Origin of the sequence: Streptomyces sp. NPDC096324 (genome assembly GCF_044763015.1) — a bacterium.
Taxonomy (GTDB): domain Bacteria; phylum Actinomycetota; class Actinomycetes; order Streptomycetales; family Streptomycetaceae; genus Streptomyces.
Genome location: NZ_JBIWFK010000013.1, coordinates 138981 through 157986 on the forward strand (window position 1 = coordinate 138981; position 19006 = coordinate 157986).

The following is a 19006-nucleotide window of genomic DNA, read 5'->3' on the forward strand; positions in this document are numbered from 1 at the left end:
CACCGTGACACCGACCATCGCCCCCCGCCTCAGGACTCTCCTGCTGCTGTTCCTCGCCGTCACCGGAGCGCTCCTGGCGGGCGCCGCGCCCGCCTCCGCGCACGCCGCGCTGACCGGAAGCAACCCGACGCAGGGATCGGTGGTCGACGAGGCACCCGCCCAGGTCTCGCTCACCTTCTCCGAACAGGTCTCGCTGAACGACGGCTCGCTCCAGGTGCTCGACCCCCGGGGCAAGCGGGTCGACACCGGCGGCGCGAGCGACCTGGGCGGCGACACCTACGGTCTGAAGGTCCGGCCGGGGCTGCCCGACGGCACGTACACCGTCACCTACCAAGTGGTGTCGGCGGACAGCCACCCCGTCTCGGGCGCCTTCACCTTCTCCGTCGGCGCCCCCTCGCAGACCTCCGTCGCACTGTCCGGCCAGGCGGTGGGCGGCGGCCTGGTGGGCTTCCTCTACGGAGCCGCGCGCTACCTGTCGTACGCCGGTTTCATCCTGCTCGTCGGCGGCGCCGCCTTCGTACTGGCCTGCTGGCAGCGTGGGTCGGGCATCCGGCCGGTACAGCGGCTCGTGGTCGGCGGATGGCTCACGCTCACCGCCTCCACCCTCGCCCTGCTGCTCCTGCGCGGCTCCTACGTCGGGTCGGGCAAGGCCGGCGACATCTTCGACCTGAACCTGCTCGGCGAGGTGCTGCAGACCAAGTCGGGCGCGGCGCTGGTGTCGAGGCTGCTCCTGCTCGCGGCCGCGGCGCTGTTCATCGCGGTGCTGTTCGGCGCCTACGCCCGACGCGACGAGGACGAGCGCGCGGACGGCGAGAACAGCGGTGAGGCGGAACCGGCCGGGGGAACGGACGCCGGTGCCGCGGACACCGCCGAGGCCACCGCCGCCGGGGACCCGACCGACGAGGCCGGGCACCTGGCCGCGGAGAAGAACGACCTCACCTTCGGGCTCGCCGTCGGCGGCACGGTCGTCGCCGCCGGCCTCGCCGCGACCTGGGCCATGGCCGAGCACGCCTCGACCGGCGTCCAACCGGGCATCGCGATGCCCGTCGACGTCCTGCACCTGCTGTCCGTCGCCGCCTGGCTCGGCGGTCTGGCGACGCTCGTGGTGGCCCTGTTCCGGGCTCCCGCCGAGGCACCCGTCGAGGCCGCGGCCGTCCGCCGGTTCTCCCGCCTCGCGTTCGGCGCCGTCCTCGTCCTGGTCGCCACCGGGATCTACCAGTCGTGGCGACAGCTCGGCTCCTGGTCGGCGCTCACCGACACGTCGTACGGACAACTGCTGCTCGTCAAGGTCGGCCTGGTGGCCGTTCTCGTGGGCATCGCGTGGATCTCGCGGCGCTGGACGGCCCAGCTCGCCGAGACCACCGATCCCGAGGCCGCCGTCGTCGTGGAGCAGCGCACCGAGCTGAGGACGCCCGCCACCGTCCCCGCCGGGACGGACTCCCGGCGCGCCGCGCAGCTCGCCCGGCAGCAGGCCGCCGTGGACTCCACGCGCGACAAGCGGGTCCGTGACGCGGACCCGCAGCGCTCGGGCCTGCGGCGCTCGGTGCTCGCCGAGGCCGGGGTCGCGGTCGTCCTGCTCGCGGTCACGACCGCGCTGACGGCCACCGAGCCCGGACGCACGGCGGAAGCGGCCAGCCGGGCCACCGCGTCGGCCTCGCAGCGCTCCGGACCGCTGTCCCTGAAGATGCCGTTCGACACGGGCGGCGAGGACGGCAAGGGCACGGTGGAGGTCACCTTCGATCCGGCCCGCGTCGGCGGCAACCAGATGCACGTCTTCGTGCTCCGGCCGAACGGCAAGGCCTTCGACGTCCCCGAGGTGAAGGTCGCCTTCACCCTCAAGGCCAAGGACATCGGCCCGCTGCCCGTGACCCCCGACCGGGTCGCCACGGGGCACTGGGCGGCGAGCGCCGTGCAGATCCCCCTGGCGGGCGACTGGAAGATCGCGGTGACCGTGCGCACCTCCGACATCGACCAGGCCACCGTGAACAAGAACGCGCAGATCGGCTGAACCTGACCATGGCTGACCAGTCCACCCCCGGGACCTCCGCCCGCTCCACCCGAACGGCCCCGTCCTCCGAGGCGTCGCCCGGCACCCCGTCCCCCGGCACCGTGTCGCCGGGTGACGCCCCGCAGGCGGTCATGTCACGGCGCCGGCTGCTCGGCACCGCCGGAGCCACCGGGCTCACCCTCGGAGCGGCGGGCGCGGCCGTGGGATACGCGGCGGCACCCTCCCCCGCGAAAACCGTCCCGTTGACCTCGGTCGGCGCGGACATGGCAATGTTTCACGGGAAACATCAGCCGGGCATCACCACCGCGCTCCAGGCACGCGGCCACCTCGTCGCCTTCGACCTGACGGCCGGCTCGGGCCGCAGGGAGGCCGCCGCCCTGCTGCGCCGCTGGTCGGTGACGGCTCAGCGGCTCATGGCGGGCGAGGCCGCGGCCCACGAGGACACCGGCATCGCGCGGGACGCCGGCCCGTCCTCGCTCACCATCACCTTCGGCTTCGGCCACAGCTTCTTCGCCCGGACAGGACTGGAGAAGCAGCGCCCGGTGGCCCTGGACCCCCTGCCCGACTTCTCCTCGGACCACCTCGACAAGGCGCGCAGCGACGGCGACCTGTGGGTGCAGATCGGGGCGGACGACGCCCTCGTCGCCTTCCACGCCCTGCGCGCGATCCAGAAGGACGCGGGCGCCGCGGCGCGGGTGCGCTGGCAGATGAACGGCTTCAACCGTTCCCCGGGCGCCACCGCCGAACCGATGACCGCCCGCAACCTGATGGGCCAGATCGACGGCACCCGTAACCCGAAGCCCGCCGAGCCCGACTTCGACGGACGCGTCTTCGTCCCCGCCTCCGGCACGCCGGAGTGGATGGCGAACGGCTCCTACGCCGTCGTCCGCCGTATCCGCATGCTGCTCGACGACTGGGAGAAGCTCTCGGGCCCGGCCCAGGAGGACGTCATCGGGCGGAAGAAGTCCACCGGCGCGCCGTTGAGCGGCGGCACCGAGACCACCGCGATGGACCTGGACAAGACCGACGCCGACGGCAACCTGGTCGTGCCGGTCAACGCGCACGCCCGCATCACCCGGCCCGACCAGAACGGCGGCGCCGCGATGCTGCGCCGCCCGTTCTCGTTCCACGACGGCATCGACGCCACCGGGGCGCCCGACGCCGGTCTGCTCTTCGTGTGCTGGCAGGCCGATCCGGTGCGCGGGTTCGTCCCCGTCCAGCGCAAACTCGACCGGGGCGACGCGCTCTCGACGTACATCCGCCACGAGTCGAGCGGTCTCTTCGCGGTGCCGGGCGGCGCGGCGGAAGGCGAGTACGTGGGGCAGCGCCTGCTGGAGGGATGAGGGTCCGTACCGAGTTCCGTACCGAGTCCCGTACCGCGGTACCGGTCTCCGTACCAGGCCCGCTTCCGGGGGATCGCGGGCGTCGGACGCGTCGGACGGGGCCCATTAGGGTGACGGTATGTCGGCGACGCGCTACACCTATCTCGGCCCCGAGGGTACGTTCACCGAGGCCGCCCTTCGCACGCTTCCCGAGGCCGCGACGCGGGAGCTGGTCCCCATGGTGTCCGTCCCGGCCGCGCTCGACGCGGTACGCGGCGGCCAGGCCGCGGGCGCGCTCGTCCCGATCGAGAACTCCGTCGAGGGCGGTGTCACCGCCACCCTGGACGAGCTCGCCAAGGGCGACCCGCTGATGATCTACCGCGAGGTCGTGCTGCCGATCGCCTTCGCCCTGCTGGTCAGGCCCGGCACGGCGCTGAAGGACGTCAAGACGGTCACCGGACACCCCGTCGCCCAGCCGCAGGTGCGCAACTGGCTGGCCGCGCATCTGCCGGAGGCCGTCTGGGAGTCGGCTGCCTCGAACGCGGACGGCGCCCGACTGGTCCAGGAGGGCCGGTTCGACGCGGCCTTCGCGGGCGAGTTCGCCGCAGCCACGTACGGCCTCGAACCGCTGGTGACCGAGATCCACGACGCGGCGAACGCCGAGACCCGCTTCGTGCTGGTCGGCCGACCGGCCAGGCCCGCCGCGCCGACCGGCGCCGACAAGACGTCCGTGGTCATCTGGCTCGGCGACGACCACCCCGGAGCGCTGCTCGAACTGCTCCAGGAATTCGCCGTGCGCGGCGTCAACCTGATGCGGATCGAATCTCGCCCGACCGGCCAGGGCATCGGCAATTACTGCTTCTCGGTGGACGCCGAGGGACACATCACCGACCGCCGGGTGGGCGAGGCATTGATGGGCCTCAAGCGGATTTGTCCCCAGGTGCGCTTCCTCGGCTCCTATCCGCGCGCCGGCGTCGCCCTGGAGGATGTACGCCCGCTGCGTCCGGGGACGTCGGACAACGAGTTCTCCTCGGCCTCGGACTGGCTGGCGCGCTGCGCCGACGGCCGGTTCTGAACGGCGGATCCACGCCCGTCCGAGCGTTTCCCCCAGGTCCCGCCTGCCGATTTTCGTCATCCACAGAGTTATCCACAGGCATGCTTCTCGACCTGGGGACAAGTCGACAACGAAGCACTACATGGTCGACAAATCGGCTACTCGACCCAAGTCCGTCCACACCCTCGCACGTCCCTCTTCGTCTACCCTTTTCCATTGATCAACCCGATGGGGCGAATCATTTACACCCGAAAGTGGCTGTGCGGAGGGTTTGAACCGGGAATTCCACGGCCACCGAAGGGGTATCGGAATGATCAATTCCGACATCCACAGATCATCCACACACCCTGTGGATAACTCTCATCGAGGGCCTAACCCTGTGGACAACCCACACAGCAAGTCCCGCCGCTCGCAAGGAAATCCGGTCAACCGGTGTGGGGTCGTCTGCCCCGTTCCGGGGGATGGGCCCCTTTTCCTTGACGCTGTTCGGTGATCAAGGGATTCGATCCGGCATTTCACTCATACCGTGACAGCCGTCACGCTCTGGAATATCGGGTCGTTGGCCGGAGATCCGCACCGGTAGCCTTGAGGGGTGATTGACCTTCGCCTGCTCCGTGAGGACCCCGACCGTGTTCGCGCCTCCCAGCGCGCCCGTGGAGAGGATGTCGCGCTCGTCGACTCCCTTCTCTCCGCCGACGAGCGGCGCAGGTCGTCCGGCGTCCGCTTCGACGAGCTGCGTTCCGAGCAGAAGTCGCTCGGCAAGCTGATCCCCAAGGCCACCCCGGACGAGCGCGCCGAGCTACTGAAGAAGGCCGAGCAGCTCAAGACCGACGTCAAGGCCGCCGAGGCCGACCAGAACGAGGCGGACGAGGAGACCAAGCGGCTCCTCCTCCAGGTCGGCAACCTGGTGCACCCGGACGTCCCGGTCGGCGGCGAGGAGGACTTCGTCGTCCTGGAGACGCACGGGACCATCCGCGACTTCGCCGCCGAGGGCTTCGAGCCCAAGGACCACCTGGAGCTCGGCGAGGCACTCGGCGCCATCGACGTCGAGCGCGGCGCCAAGGTGTCCGGCTCCCGCTTCTACTACCTGACCGGTGTCGGCGCGCTCCTGGAGCTCGCCCTCGTCAACGCGGCGATCGCCCAGGCCACCGAGGCCGGCTTCACGCCGATGCTGACCCCGGCGCTGGTCCGCCCGCGCGCCATGGAGGGCACCGGCTTCCTCGGCCAGGCCGCGGAGAACGTGTACCACCTGGAGAAGGACGACTACTACCTCGTCGGCACCTCCGAGGTCCCGCTCGCCGCGTACCACATGGACGAGATCCTCGAGGCCGACAAGCTGCCGATGCGCTACGCCGGGTTCTCGCCGTGCTTCCGCCGCGAGGCCGGCACGTACGGCAAGGACACCCGCGGCATCTTCCGCGTGCACCAGTTCGACAAGGTCGAGATGTTCTCGTACGTGGCTCCCGAGGACGCCGAGAACGAGCACCAGCGGCTCCTGGAGTGGGAGAAGCAGTGGCTGACCGGCCTCGAACTGCCCTTCCAGGTGATCGACGTGGCCAGCGGCGACCTGGGGGCCTCGGCCTCCCGCAAGTTCGACTGCGAGGCGTGGATCCCGACCCAGGGCAAGTACCGCGAGCTGACCTCGGCCTCGAACTGCGACGGTTTCCAGGCCCGCCGTCTGTCGGTCCGTATGCGCGACGGCAAGAAGGTCCAGCCGCTCGCCACGCTGAACGGCACGCTGTGCGCCGTCCCGCGCACCATCGTGGCGATCCTGGAGAACCACCAGCTCGCCGACGGTTCGGTGCGGGTGCCCGAGCTGCTGCGTCCGTACCTGGGCGGCCGCGAGGTTCTGGAGCCGATCTCCAAGTGACCAGCACCACCGGTTCGACGGGAGCGTCCGGGGCCACCGGGCCCGGGGCGTTCCCGTACAAGCTCGTCGCGACCGATCTCGACGGGACGCTGCTGCGTTCCGACGAGACGGTATCGCCGCGCACGCGTGACGCGCTCGCCGCGGTGACCGAGCGGGGCGCCGCCCACATCGTGGTCACCGGGCGGGCGGTGCCGTGGACGCGGCACATCCTCGACGCGCTCGGCTATGAGGGTCTCGCGGTCTGCGGTCAGGGCGCGCAGGTCTACCACGCGGGAGAACACCGCCTCCTCACGTCCGTGACGCTGGACCGGCAGCTCGCCGGTCTCGCGCTCGCCAAGATCGAGGCGGAGGTCGGCCCCCTGCTGCTGGCCGCTAGTCGCGACGGGCTGGACGGCGAGGTACTGGTCGGCCCCGGCTACCGCAGGCTGGAGGGCGCGCTGCCGGTCGTCCCGATCAAGGACGCGGCGGACCTGTGGTCGGCGCCCCTGAACAAGGTGTACGTCCAGCATCCGGAGCTCTCCGACGACGAGCTCGCGGCCGTGGCCGTGAAGGTCGCGGGCGGACTCGTCGGTGTCACGATGGCGGGCCCGGGCGTGGTGGAGCTGCTTCCGCTCGGCCTCTCCAAGGCGACAGGGCTGTCCCTGGCGGCCCGGCGCCTGGGCATCAAGGCCGCGGACACCATCGCCTTCGGCGACATGCCGAACGACCTCCCGATGTTCGCCTGGGCGGCCCACGGCGTGGCCATGGCCAACGCCCACGACGATCTCAAGGCGATCGCGGACGAGGTGACGTCCTCGAACGAGGAGGACGGGATCGCGGTAGTGCTGGAGCGGTTGCTGACGCGTCCGTAGCGTCGGCCGGACGCCGGGGCACGACCGCCGACGCGGTGGTGCCCCGTGCTTCACGGTTGTGCGGAGGATGCGCGGATCGAACGCGCGCGGGGTTTCACCCCCGACCACGGCTTAGCAAGCCGGTGCCTTTCCACTCGGCCAATCCTCCGGGTGGGCGGCCCGCGCGTGACGCGCGCTCGAAGCGGCCGCCCCGGGCAACTCCCCCTGCGGAGCGGGTTCGACGGAGGTAGTGACTACTCCGGAACCTGCCGCGGGCTGCCCTGTCGGGAGCTCGACGTACTGCTCCTGATGAACATCGTCGCGCTCCTCTCCCAGCGTGTGGCGCCGGCTCGACGCGGCGGCGTGGACAGCAACCACTGTGCCCGTACGCCGACTTGGGCGCCACTGATTAAAGGGCGCGCTCCCGCCGGCTCACTTGCGGCGCCATCTGCGCCGGCGCCCCTTGCTGAAGAACCAGCCGGCGGGCGGCTCGTCGGAGCGCCAGGGCTGTGGATCGGGGCCGCCCTCGCGCCATCGGGCGGCGAGCATGCGCGCGCGGGCCGACGGCTCGGTCGTCTCGGCGGACCGGACGAAGTCCTCGTCGAGCACGAGGTCGTCCCACGGCTCCCCCGCCGGTTCCCTTCCCGGTTCCTCGGTCGTCATCCCCGTTCCTCCCGGCCGTACGTCCCCCGTTCGGCCCAGTGTGCCCGGACCGGGGTGAAGCCGCTGTCAAGGAAAGGAGGGCTCCCCGCGCGCGGTGCCGGTGACGGACACCGCGCGCGGGGAGCCCTCTTTCACTCCTCGCCGGCCAGGGTCAGCGAGCGCAGCCGCTGACCGGCGTACCAGGTGGCGAGGACGGTGACCACGATCAGCAGGACCGTCGCGGTCGGCAGGCTCACGTCCGAGGTGACGATGTCGCCACCGGTCACCTTGTGGCCCACGGCGAGCGCCCACTGCTGGACGCTGAGGGTGCGCGCGCCGGACACCAGGGACCCGAACAGGGCCTCCCAGACGAGCGCGTAGACGAGCCCGAAGACCACCGCGTGCCGGGTCACGGTCCCGAGCAGCAGGAACATCGCGGCGTAGGCGATCGAGGCGACCAGGGCGGCCACGGTGTAGGCGACGGCGATCTGCTGGCCGTTGCCGTTGAGGATCATGCCCGCGATGAAGGTCGGCACCGCCGAGAAGGCCATGGTGACGGCGATCGCGACGATCAGCTTGGTGAAGATGATCGTGGGCCGCTTCAGGGGCTTGGCCAGCAGGTACACCACCGAGCCGTCGTCGATCTCGGGTCCGATCGCTCCCGTGCCGGCGATGACGCCGATGATCGGCACCATGGTGGCGAGGGCGAACCCGCCGAGCAGGTCCGAGGCCACCTGGTCGTCGGCTCCGGAGAAGCTCCGGACGGCCAGGGAGATCACGATGAGCAGGACGGGCAGGACGCCGAGGATGAGGGCCCGCCGGCGGCCGAGCAGGCCCCGGTAGGTGAGCCGGGCGACTGTGGGGTCGTACATCTTGGCCTCCTACGCCGCGACGAGATACGAGAAGACGGATTCCAGCGACTCGTCGGACGGCGACACCGTCAGCAGCCGGATGCCGTGCTCGCGCGCGACCTTCGGCAGCAGGGTGGTGAACCGGCCGAAGTCGACGGCCTGGACGCGCAACGCGCCTTCGGCGAGGTCGACCTCGATGCCCGAGGTCGACGGGTCGGCGATGAGGGCGGCGGCCAGTGCCCGGTCGTCGCTGGAGCGGATCAGATAGCGGTGCGGGCGGTCGGTCATCAGCCGGCGAATGCGCCGGAAGTCGCCGCTCGCCGCGTGCCGTCCGGCCACGATGACCTCGATGTGGGCGGCGAGCTGCTCCACCTCTTCGAGGATGTGGGACGAGAACAGCACGGTGCGGCCCTCGTCGCCCATGCGGCGCAGCAGGTCCATGAGCTGCATCCGCTGGCGCGGGTCCATGCCGTTGAACGGTTCGTCGAGGAGCAGCAGCGAGGGGTCGTGGACCAGCGCGGACGCCATCTTCACGCGCTGACGCATGCCCTTGGAGTACGTGGAGATCTTGCGGTCCTGCGCGTACTGCATCTCGACGGTGGCCAGCGCGCGGTCGGCGGCCTTCGGGCCGAGTCCGTGGAGTTCGGCGTTGGCGAGGACGAACTCGCGTCCGGTGAGGAAGTCGTACATCGCCTCCCGCTCGGGGACGATGCCGATGTGCCGGTAGATGTCCTCGTTGCGCCAGGTCGGCTTGCCGTCGAGGGTGACGGTGCCCGTGGAGGGGGCGAGGAAGCCGCCCATCATGTTGATGAGGGTGGACTTTCCGGCGCCGTTCGGGCCGAGCAGGCCGGTGACACCGGGGCCGATCGTCATCGTGATGTCGTTGACGGCCACCACGTTGCCGAACCAGCGCGATACGTGGTCGATGCTGAGCGTGGTCACAGCCCGGCCTTTCGGTAGCGGCGCACCAGGAGGCCGTAGCAGCCGGCGATGAGACCGAGGACGACGACGAGATAGACGACGCCCTGTGCGGACGAGGGGCCCACCTGGCCGGGGAAGGCGGAGGACGCCCCGAGGAAGGCCGTCTGGACTCCGTCGATGAGCGTGATGGGCGAGAAGAGCCCGATCCAGGGGACGGCTCCGCTGCTGGACCGCTCGAAGGCGATGGCCTGGACGGTGGAGACGGCTCCGTAGGAGATGGTCAGGGCGGCGATGACGGCCGCGATGCCGAAGCCGCGGCGCGGGGTGATCGCCGAGATGACCAGGGCGATGCCGGCGAAGAGCACGGACAGCAGGGCCACGGAGAGCAGTCCCTGTCCGAAGCCCTCGCTCTGGTCGGCGAAGTCGAGCTTGGCCAGCAGCGCGCCCACGTAGAGGACGACCAGCGGGGCGGCCGTGAGGACGAACAGCGCCGAGGCCAGGGCCGCGTACTTGGCGCGCACGTAGTCGGAGGTCTCTATGGGGCGCGAGAAATACAGCGGGATCGTCTTGAAGCGCAGGTCCCGGGAGACCGCCTGGGGGCCCTGCGAGGCGACGTACAGGCCGATGACCGCCTGCATGATCACCGCGTAGCGCGTGTAGTCGACGGGCAGGTCCTTCGCCTTGGTGGCGACGGCGACCGCCACCATGATCAGTGCGGGGACGCACATGACCACGAAGAGCAGCATCGGCAGGACCTTGGACTTGACCGAGCGGCCGAGTCCGTAGGCGCCGCGCAGGGACTGCGAGTACAGGGAGCGGCGGGCGTAGGCGCGGCCGAGGCGCGGTCCGTCGTAGTTGCGGTAGCCGATGTTGTGGATACGGGTCTGCTCACCCGGCTGGGTGAGGGGGTGCTCAACCGCCATGGCCGACCGCCTCCTTCCGCTGTGCGTCGCTGTCGGTGAAGACCTCGGCGATGTGGTGCCTGCGCTGTTCCATGCGGACCAGCCCGAGGCCGAGGTCGGCGACCACGTCGCGGACGAGGTCGTACGTGTCCTCGCTCTCGGTGGTGAGCAGCAGGATGTGTCCGGCGCCCGGGAGTCCGCCGCCGTCGTGGGTCTCGATCCCGCGCGCGTGGAGCACGTCGCGAACGGCGCTCGTGCCGTTCGGGTGCTCGTCGCTGTCGGTGACCTCGATGGCGAGGGTCGTCGTGGTCTTGGTGAAGTCCGTGGTGGAGCTGGAGCGCAGGAGCTTGCCGCCGTCGACGACCACGACGTGGTCGCAGGTGCGTTCCAGTTCGCCCAGGAGGTGCGAGGTGACCAGGACCGAGATGCCGAAGTCCGTGTGGATGCGGCGGATCAGTCCGAGCATGTCGTCGCGGCCGACCGGGTCCAGGCCGTTGGTCGGCTCGTCCAGGAAGACGAGCCGGGGGTCGTGGACGAGGGCCTGCGCGAGTTTGACGCGCTGCTTCATGCCCGTGGAGTAGCCGCCGATGGGGCGGTAGCGCTCCTCGTACAGACCGACGTGGCGCAGGGTGTCCGCGGTGCGCTCGCGGGCCGCGGCCGGCGGCAGTCCGGACATCCGCGCCATGTGGACGACGAACTCGGTGGCCGAGACGTCGGGCGGCAGGCAGTCGTGCTCGGGCATGTACCCGACCCGCTCGCGGATGGCGGCGCCTTCGGTGGCGACGTCGAGACCGAGCACGTGTGCGCGGCCCTCGGTGGCGGGGGACAGACCCAGCAGGATCTTGATCAGTGTGGACTTGCCGGCTCCATTGGCTCCGACGAGTCCGGTCACACCGGGCCCGACGTCCACGGAGAGCCGGTCAAGCGCGGTCACCCGGGGGTACCGCTTGCTCAGGCTTTCGGTCACGATCACAGTCACGGTTCGACGGTAGTGGCGCACACCACAGGGGTCGTCAGCCCACGGAGGTGGATCCGCGTCAGCCTCCAGTCGTACGGGCCCGTAGGGGTCAGCCTCAGGTACGGGTGCTTCCCGGCAGGGACCGGGGCGCACGCGGCGGGGGTGCTCGTCACGGAGGCCGGACACGGCGTGAGACCGCGTGGTGGAGCAAGGCGACCACCTGCCCCCACTTGGTACGTGGCGAGGTTTTCGAGGCCAACACGAGGCGTACATGACAATTTGGACGCGCGTACCGAACCATGATGAATTCGTAAAGCAAACGTGAAGTGTCTCACTTCCCGGTTTCGCTTGGTTGGCCGATCTTGCGGGCTTTATCCGCCTGTGGATACCTGGTTAACGAATGAGGGGGCCCGTATCTTGCGACCTGATCGCTTGATCAAACGTGTCCAGTGCCGGCCCAATGCGGCTTGGCAGGGGAGCTGTGCAACCTACTTGAGTAGCGTTTCGCTACGTGGTCTGGGCAGATGCTTCATTCCGGCGTAGGTGGTTGATGGCGCCAGAGAGCCCAGGTCGTCCAAGCGACCTGGGCTCTCTGGCGTTACGGCAGGGTACGGAGCTAGGGGCGAGACGGAGCACGGGGGCTGAGGCCAGACGATCGCTTGAGGCCACGGACGAGGCTGGAGCAGGTGGAAGCACGCGCCTGGTGTGGTGAAGGTCCTGCACCGGCCAGGACATTCCGTGGTCGATCCGCGTGAACCTCGAACCGCACAAACCCGCAGGGATCACCCTCAGCCACGGTCCCTGGGGAGCCGGTCATCCATAACCGGCCGGTTGTCCACAGGTTCCCCGCACCCCTATTGACGCAGCCTCTAACAACTGTCACATTCGCCAGTGTCACGTTACGGGCACGTACCGCAGTCGGTGCGGACAGGGTGAGGCGGTGGCATGACGACGGCAGTGGCAGGCGAAGTCTCCGCGGAGCTGCGGGGGTTCAGAGAGGTGCAGCGCCTCGCGTACGAGTGCGCGGAGGCCGTCGCGGCACAGCTGAAGCCCGGCGTCACCGAGCGCGAGGCGGCGCGCATGCAGCGGGTGTGGCTGAGCGAGCGCGGGGTGCGGGACTGGTTCCATCTGCCGTTCGCCTGGTTCGGTGACCGCACGGCCTTCGCCGGCTTCCGGATCCCGCTGCAGTTCTTCCCCACCGGCCGCCGGCTGGAGCCGGGGATGCCGTTCATCCTCGACATGGCGCCGGTGCACAAGGGCTTCACCGCGGACATCGGCTACTCGGGCTCGCTGGGCCCGAACCCCGTGCAGGACAAGCTGCTCGCCGACCTGGAGGCGCACCGCGAGCTGATCCTGCGCGAGGTGCGCGAACGGCGGTCGCTGCGGGAGATCTACGAGGACGTGGACCGGCTGATGGTCCGGCAGGGCCACGCCAACCGGCATCGGGCGTATCCGTTCGGCGTGATCGCGCACAAGGTGGACCGGGTGCGGGAGCGGCCCTGGTCGCCGCGTCTGTTCGGGTTCGGGGTCCAGTCCCTGAAGGGACTGGCGGGCGACGCGCTGCGCGGGCACCGGGAGGGCTGGTCCCCGTTGTGGTCGCCGTACACGTTTTCCGACCACCCGCCCCGGCCGGGGCTGTGGGCGGTCGAACCGCACCTCGGATTCCGGGGTACGGGCGCCAAGTTCGAGGAGCTCCTGGTCGTCACGGACTCCCGGGACCCCGAGCAGAGCGCGTTCTGGCTCGACGACGATCTGCCGCACGTGCGGCGCTGGGCGGAGGACAAGTGAGTCTCGTGGGCGCGCGCGAGCGCCGGGTGCGGACGGGCGGGGTCGAGTTGTGTGTCGCCGAGCTGGGTGACGCCGGACAGCCGACCGTGGTGCTCGTGCACGGCTATCCGGACTCCAAGGAGGTGTGGTCCGAGGTCGCCGTGCGGCTCGCCGACCGCTTCCATGTCGTGCTGTACGACGTGCGGGGCCACGGCCGGTCGACGGCGCCGCGGCCCCTGCGCGGCGGGTTCACGCTGGAGAAGCTGACCGACGACTTCCTGGCGGTGGTCGACGCGGTCAGCCCCGGCGAGCCGGTGCATCTCGTGGGCCACGACTGGGGTTCGGTGCAGTCGTGGGAGTTCGTCACGGTCGCCCGTACGGAGGGCCGGATCGCGTCCTTCACCTCGATGTCAGGACCGTCCCTGGACCACTTCGGCCACTGGATCAAGCGGCGGATGCGGCGGCCCACTCCGCGAAGGATCGGCCAGCTCCTCGGGCAGGGCGCCAAGTCCTGGTACGTGTACATGCTGCACACGCCGGTGCTGCCCGAGCTGGCCTGGCGCGGCCCCCTGGGCAGGCGGTGGCCGAAGATCCTCCAGCGGATCGAGAAGGTGCCGGCGGGCGACTACCCGACCGCGTCACTGCCTTCCGACGCGGCGCACGGCGCCTGGCTCTACCGCGACAACGTACGGTCCCGGCTCGGCCGCCCCCGCGACGACGCGTACGCGCACGCGCCCGTGCAGCTCATCACGCCCCTGGGGGACGCCTTTCTCTCCGAGCGGCTCTACGACGAACTGGAGAAGTGGGCCCCCGAATCGGTGCGCCGCACGCTCCCGGCCAAGCACTGGGTCCCGCGGACCAGGCCCGACCAACTGGCCTCCTGGATATCCGAGTTCGTGACGGTCCACGAGGGTCGCGAAGCCGGGGTGCCCGCGCCCGGGCCGACAGCCTCCGGAAGGTACGCGGAACGGTTCGGCGGGCAGCTCGTGCTGATCACCGGCGCCGGCAGCGGTATCGGGCGGGCCACCGCGTTCGCGTTCGCCGAGGCGGGTGCCCGGGTGGTGGCCGTCGACCGGGACGCGGAGGCCGCGGCCCGCACGGCGGAGATGGCCCGGCTGATCGGCTCGCCCGCGGCCTGGCCGGAGACGGCCGACGTCAGCGACGAGCAGGCCATGGAGAAACTCGCCGACAAGGTCGCCACCGAGTACGGCGTGGTGGACGTGCTGGTGAACAACGCCGGCATCGGACTCTCCGGTTCGTTCTTCGACACCACGGCGGAGGACTGGAGGAAGGTCCTCGACGTCAATCTGTGGGGGGTGATCCACGGCTGCCGGCTCTTCGGGAAGCGGATGGCCGAGCGCGGGCAGGGCGGACACATCGTCAACATCGCGTCGGCGGCGGCGTACCAGCCCTCGAAGGCGCTGCCCGCCTACAGCACCTCCAAGGCGGCCGTGCTGATGCTCAGCGAGTGTCTGCGCGCGGAGCTGGCCAGGAAGGACATCGGCGTCTCGGCGGTCTGCCCCGGCTTCGTCAACACGAACATCACCGCGACCGCCCGTTTCGCCGGGGTCGATGCGGCCGAGGAGAAGCGGCGCCAGAAGAAGTCCGCACGGCTCTACGGACTGCGCAACTACCCGCCGGAGAAGGTCGCCGACGCGATCCTGCGCGCGGTCGTCCGCGACGAGGCGGTGGTTCCGGTCACCCCGGAGGCGCGCGGCGCCCATCTCCTGCACCGCTTCGCGCCCCGGACGCTGCGCGCGATCGCCCGCATGGAGCCACCCTTGTGAGCGGCCGGCCGGCCGTCGGCGGCGGAAGCGATCGGGCGGGCGGCCGCTTCTCCGAGTCGGGAGGGCCGGGAGGGCGGGAGAGATGAGTGACGAGCCGGGCGGCGTCGCCTACCGCATCGAGGACCTGGCCCACCGCAGTGGTGCCACGGTCCGGACGATCCGCGCCTATCAGGACCGCGGACTGCTGCCCCGCCCCGAGCGGCGCGGGCGGGCCAACGTGTACGCGGACGCCCATCTGGCGCGGTTGCGGCAGATCGCCGATCTCCTGGACCGCGGCTACACACTGGCCTCGATCAAGGAGCTGCTGGAGGCCTGGGACGCGGGCCGGGGGCTGGGCGGGATACTCGGCCTGGTCGCGGAGGTCCACGGTCCGTGGACCGACGAGGAGGCCGCCCGGATCTCCCGGGCCGAGCTGGTGGAGCGGTTCGGCGGCCGTCCCGACGACGCGTCGGTCGCGGAGGCTGTGGAGCTGGGCGTGCTGGAGCCCGTTCCGGGCGACGAGGACACCTTCCTCGTCCCGAGCCCTCAAGAGCTGTCCGCGGCGGTCGAGTTGCACCGCGCGGGCGTTCCGCTGTCCGCGATCACCTGTCATCTAAGGGAGTTGAGGGGACAGGTCGAGCACATCGCCTCCCGTTTCCTGGAGTTCACGACGGAGCACGTCTTCGCGCGCTATCTGGGAGAACATCCGCCGAGCGACGCGGAGGCGACCGAGGCGGCCTCGCTCGTACGACGGCTGCGGCCGCTCGCACAGCAGACGGTGGACGCCGAACTGGCCAGGGCCATGAGGCTGTTCGCGACACGCCACCTGAGCCGGCACCTCGCGGCGGGGCAGTTGCCTGTGGAACCGGACGGCGCGCGTCGGGTGGAGGTAGCGGCCGGGACAATGCGGGCCGTGGAGCGTCTGGTTGGCGTCGAGCACGCGGCGGCGTTCGTGACGGCAGCCGCCGAACGTGAGGTACAGGCACGGACTTTGGACCGGTTGACGGCAAACGGCCCTCTCTCCACAGTTGTTGACGAAACACCGTAAATCACATGCGCGTTGTCCACAGATTCGTCAATTCGCCTGTGGATAACGACACTTGGTTGTGGATCAAACCTCCGACCCAAAATCAAATGCGTGATCCGCCTCTCTCCAGGCACGCTGGGAGGATGAAAGAACATGAGCAGGCGGATGATCGGACGGAAAGACAGGCCGATGAACCGATGGACGAGAAGCGCACCGTAAAGGTGTCGAAGTACCTCTCGAAGCATCTGCGGCACCAGCCCGAGCGGATCGGGCTCACGCTCGGAGAGGGCGGCTGGGTCGAGATCGACACCCTGATCTCTGCGGCCACCAGGCACGGCTTCCGCATCACCCGCGCCGAGCTCGATCATGTGGTGGCCACCAACGACAAGCGGCGCTTCGCCGTCGAGGGCACCCGGATCCGGGCCAGCCAGGGCCACTCCGTCGAGGTCGACCTCGGGCTGCCCCCGGCGACCCCGCCGGCGTACCTCTTCCACGGGACCGTGGCCCACAGCCTGGACGCGATCCGCGCCGAGGGCCTGAGAGCCATGAACCGGCACGACGTGCACCTCTCCCCGGACCGGGAGACGGCCACCCGCGTCGGCGCCCGCCGCGGCCGGCCGGTCGTCCTCTCCGTGGACGCCGGCGCCATGCACCGTGACGGCCATGTCTTCAGGGTCAGCGCCAACGGAGTCTGGCTGACCGAGGCCGTGCCCCCGCGCTATCTGCGGTTTCCCGGCTCGCACTGATCCCGGACACCGTCCGAACCGGTCCCGGTCCCCGTCCCGGTCCAGGTCCCGGTGCGTACCGATCTCGGGGTGTCGACCCGCACCGATCCCGGAGTGCCGGCCCACACCGATCCCGGGGCGCCGGCCCGCAGCGATCCCGGGCGCCGGTCCGTGCCGACCCCGGACGCCGGCCCCCGCCGGACCGCCCTGCGGCGACCGTGCCCCGGATCCGTCTACGCTCGACGCATGAGTCTGCGTCTGAGCACCGTGATCCTGCCGTACGTCCGCTGGCACGAGGGCGGGCGTTCCGCATGGCAGCGCGCGGAGCAGCTCGGCTTCCACACCGCGTTCACCTACGACCACCTCTCCTGGCGGACCTTCCGCGACGGCCCCTGGTTCGGGGCCGTGCCGACCCTGACCGCCGCCGCCGCCGTCACCGACCGGCTGCGCCTCGGCACGCTCGTGACCTCGCCGAACTTCCGCCACCCGGTGACCCTCGCCAAGGACCTGATCTCCCTCGACGACGTCTCCGACGGCCGGATCACGCTGGGCATCGGAGCCGGCGGCACCGGTTTCGACGCCACCGCGCTCGGACAGGACCCGTGGACCCCGCGGGAGCGCGCCGACCGCTTCGCCGAGTTCGTGCCCCTGCTCGACCGGCTCCTCACCGAGGACTCCGTCTCCTACGGCGGCAACTTCTACTCGGCGCACGAGGCCCGCAACATCCCCGGTTGCGTCCAGCGCCCCCGGCTGCCGTTCGCCGTGGCCGCCACCGGCCCGCGCGGACTGAAGCTCGCCGCCCGGCACGGGCAGGCGTGGGTGACGACCGGTGACCCGAAGCTGTACGAGACGGGCACCCCCGAACAGTCGGTTCAGGCCATTCGCGGACAGATCGGCAAGCTCGCCGACGCGTGCGCCGAGATCGGCAGGGACGTGGCGGAGCTCGACAAGATCCTGCTCACCGGCTTCACCCCCGACCGGGGCCGTCCCCTGGAGTCCCTCGACGCGTTCGTCGACTTCGCGGGCAGGCACGCCGAACTGGGCGTCACCGACATCGTGATCCACTGGCCGATCCCCGACTCGGACTTCGCCGCCGACCCGAAGGTCTTCGAGAGGATCGCCATGGAAGCGGTGGCCCAGCTCCGCTGAACCCGGCCGCCACGCCCCCGTGGCCCGGCCGGGCACCACAACACGGGTGGAACGACGGCACGGGTGGGGTGAGGGAGGGACGAGGTGAGGCGGCGTGAGGACGGTTACCACTCAAGTGTGCGGACCGCCGCACGACCGTGCGCATATATGCGGGAGACTGGGCACGTGACCTCAGCGACTCGCCGGCCCGAGACCCCGGCCCACACCGTCCCGCCCCGGCTGATCGCCACGGACCTCGACGGCACCTTGTTGCGCGACGACAAATCGGTGTCCGACCGCACGATCGCCGCCCTCGCCGCCGCCGAGCAGGCCGGCATCGAGGTCTTCTTCGTCACCGGCCGCCCCGCCCGCTGGATGGACGTCGTCAGCGACCACGTCCACGGGCACGGCCTGGCCATCGTCGGCAACGGCGCCGCCGTGGTCGACCTGCACGGCGGCCCCGGCACCCATCGCTTCGTCAAGATCCGCGAGCTGACGCCCGACATCGCGCTGGACGTCGTCCGGATCCTGCGGACCGCCGCACCCGGCACGGTGTGCGCCGTCGAGCGGACGTACGGCCTCCATCTCGAACCGGGCTACCCCCTGATGCACATGGAGCCCCCGGAGATCGTCCTGCCCGCCGAGAAGCTCCTCGCCGAGGACGCCATGGACGCCGATCAGCCGGTGCTCAAGGTGCTCGCGTTCCACCCGGAGATGGACCCGGACGAATTCCTCGCCGTCGCCCGCCCCGCCATCGGAGACCGGGCGAACGTGACCCGGTCGAGCCCCAGCGCCCTGCTGGAGATCAGCGGTCCCGGCATCTCCAAGGCGAGCACCCTCGCGCTGTGCTGCGCCGAGCGGGGCATCACGCCCGAGGAGGTCGTCGCCTTCGGCGACATGCCGAACGACGTCGAGATGCTCACCTGGGCCGGCCGGTCGTACGCCATGGGCAACGCCCACCCCGCCGTGATCGCCGCCGCCTCCGGGCGCACGGTCGCGAACAACGAGGACGGGGTGGCGGTCGTCATCGAGCGGATCCTGGCGGACGGCGCGTAGCCCTTCGCGGCCGACACCGAGGGCCTCCGGTATCCGCGTGTGCCCGCTGCCGGTACGGCCGGGCCTCGTCGGCATCCACGCTTGGGCCTCCGCCGGTCCGGCTGACGGGCTTCCGGCCTCCCGTGCGCGACCCTCCGCCGGTCCGGCGGAGGGTTTCCGGCATCCGTGCCGGAGGCCTC

16 protein-coding genes and 1 tRNA gene are annotated in these 19006 nt (G+C 70.7%); 11 read left to right on the plus strand and 6 right to left on the minus strand.

The genetic code is table 11. The features are described 5' to 3' along the window. The first annotated feature begins 4 nt into the window (after nt 1-4). The 5 genes from ACIQ7M_RS31665 to ACIQ7M_RS31685 all read left to right on the plus strand — a co-directional run bounded on the left by ACIQ7M_RS31665 (nt 5) and on the right by ACIQ7M_RS31685 (nt 7105). A complete protein-coding gene (locus tag ACIQ7M_RS31665) occupies nt 5-2008 on the plus strand; it encodes a copper resistance CopC/CopD family protein (RefSeq protein ID WP_403650811.1) in 2004 nt (667 codons plus the stop codon). An 8-nt stretch (nt 2009-2016) separates the two neighbouring features. Beyond that, nucleotides 2017-3351 carry an iron uptake transporter deferrochelatase/peroxidase subunit gene (efeB, locus tag ACIQ7M_RS31670; RefSeq protein WP_403650813.1) on the plus strand — a complete coding sequence of 445 codons (1335 nt, stop codon included), beginning with the start codon at nt 2017-2019 and terminating at the stop codon, nt 3349-3351. 118 nt (nt 3352-3469) lie between these two features. Continuing rightward, complete coding sequence (gene pheA, locus ACIQ7M_RS31675) at nt 3470-4405, plus strand: prephenate dehydratase (RefSeq protein ID WP_355760198.1); 936 nt, start codon at nt 3470-3472, stop codon at nt 4403-4405. A gap of 571 nt (nt 4406-4976) precedes the next feature. Beyond that, on the plus strand, nt 4977-6254 hold the full coding sequence (gene serS / locus ACIQ7M_RS31680) for a serine--tRNA ligase (RefSeq protein WP_386985888.1): 1278 nt from the start codon (nt 4977-4979) through the stop codon (nt 6252-6254). Next, nucleotides 6251-7105: an HAD family hydrolase gene (locus tag ACIQ7M_RS31685; RefSeq protein WP_403650816.1), complete on the plus strand. Its 855-nt coding sequence runs from the start codon at nt 6251-6253 to the stop codon at nt 7103-7105. The genes serS and ACIQ7M_RS31685 overlap by 4 nt, the downstream gene beginning before the upstream one ends. A 61-nt stretch (nt 7106-7166) precedes the next feature. On the opposite strand, the gene ACIQ7M_RS31690 is transcribed toward ACIQ7M_RS31685, so the two are convergent. From ACIQ7M_RS31690 to ACIQ7M_RS31715, 6 genes are all read right to left on the minus strand, one after another. After that, nucleotides 7167-7253 (minus strand) — tRNA-Ser (locus ACIQ7M_RS31690). A gap of 263 nt (nt 7254-7516) precedes the next feature. Continuing rightward, on the minus strand, nt 7517-7747 hold the full coding sequence (locus ACIQ7M_RS31695) for a hypothetical protein (protein ID WP_151470985.1): 231 nt from the start codon (nt 7745-7747) through the stop codon (nt 7517-7519). A gap of 131 nt (nt 7748-7878) precedes the next feature. After that, on the minus strand, nt 7879-8598 hold the full coding sequence (locus tag ACIQ7M_RS31700) for an ABC transporter permease subunit (RefSeq protein WP_351869496.1): 720 nt from the start codon (nt 8596-8598) through the stop codon (nt 7879-7881). 9 nt (nt 8599-8607) lie between these two features. After that, complete coding sequence (locus tag ACIQ7M_RS31705; protein ID WP_355760210.1) at nt 8608-9519, minus strand: ABC transporter ATP-binding protein; 912 nt, start codon at nt 9517-9519, stop codon at nt 8608-8610. Next, nucleotides 9516-10421, minus strand: a complete 906-nt coding sequence (locus tag ACIQ7M_RS31710; protein ID WP_403650819.1) for an ABC transporter permease — start codon at nt 10419-10421, stop codon at nt 9516-9518. The genes ACIQ7M_RS31705 and ACIQ7M_RS31710 overlap by 4 nt, the downstream gene beginning before the upstream one ends. After that, nucleotides 10411-11373, minus strand: a complete 963-nt coding sequence (locus ACIQ7M_RS31715; RefSeq protein ID WP_386985701.1) for an ABC transporter ATP-binding protein — start codon at nt 11371-11373, stop codon at nt 10411-10413. The genes ACIQ7M_RS31710 and ACIQ7M_RS31715 overlap by 11 nt, the downstream gene beginning before the upstream one ends. 930 nt (nt 11374-12303) lie before the next feature. On the opposite strand from ACIQ7M_RS31715, the gene ACIQ7M_RS31720 reads away from it, so the two are divergent. From ACIQ7M_RS31720 to ACIQ7M_RS31745, 6 genes are all read left to right on the plus strand, one after another. Then, nucleotides 12304-13146: a M24 family metallopeptidase gene (locus ACIQ7M_RS31720; RefSeq protein WP_355760224.1), complete on the plus strand. Its 843-nt coding sequence runs from the start codon at nt 12304-12306 to the stop codon at nt 13144-13146. Continuing rightward, a complete protein-coding gene (locus tag ACIQ7M_RS31725) occupies nt 13143-14912 on the plus strand; it encodes an SDR family oxidoreductase (protein ID WP_403650821.1) in 1770 nt (589 codons plus the stop codon). Before ACIQ7M_RS31720 ends, ACIQ7M_RS31725 begins: the two co-directional genes overlap by 4 nt. An 82-nt stretch (nt 14913-14994) precedes the next feature. Then, nucleotides 14995-15939 carry a MerR family transcriptional regulator gene (locus tag ACIQ7M_RS31730; RefSeq protein WP_403650823.1) on the plus strand — a complete coding sequence of 315 codons (945 nt, stop codon included), beginning with the start codon at nt 14995-14997 and terminating at the stop codon, nt 15937-15939. Between the two features lie 176 nt (nt 15940-16115). Then, the gene (locus ACIQ7M_RS31735) at nt 16116-16664 is read left to right on the plus strand and encodes an RNA 2'-phosphotransferase (protein ID WP_403650825.1); all 549 of its coding nucleotides are present in this window, start codon (nt 16116-16118) and stop codon (nt 16662-16664) included. 225 nt (nt 16665-16889) lie between these two features. Beyond that, complete coding sequence (locus ACIQ7M_RS31740) at nt 16890-17792, plus strand: LLM class flavin-dependent oxidoreductase (RefSeq protein ID WP_355760234.1); 903 nt, start codon at nt 16890-16892, stop codon at nt 17790-17792. A gap of 147 nt (nt 17793-17939) precedes the next feature. Next, a complete protein-coding gene (locus tag ACIQ7M_RS31745; protein ID WP_403650828.1) occupies nt 17940-18827 on the plus strand; it encodes a Cof-type HAD-IIB family hydrolase in 888 nt (295 codons plus the stop codon). Nucleotides 18828-19006: the final 179 nt, after the last annotated feature.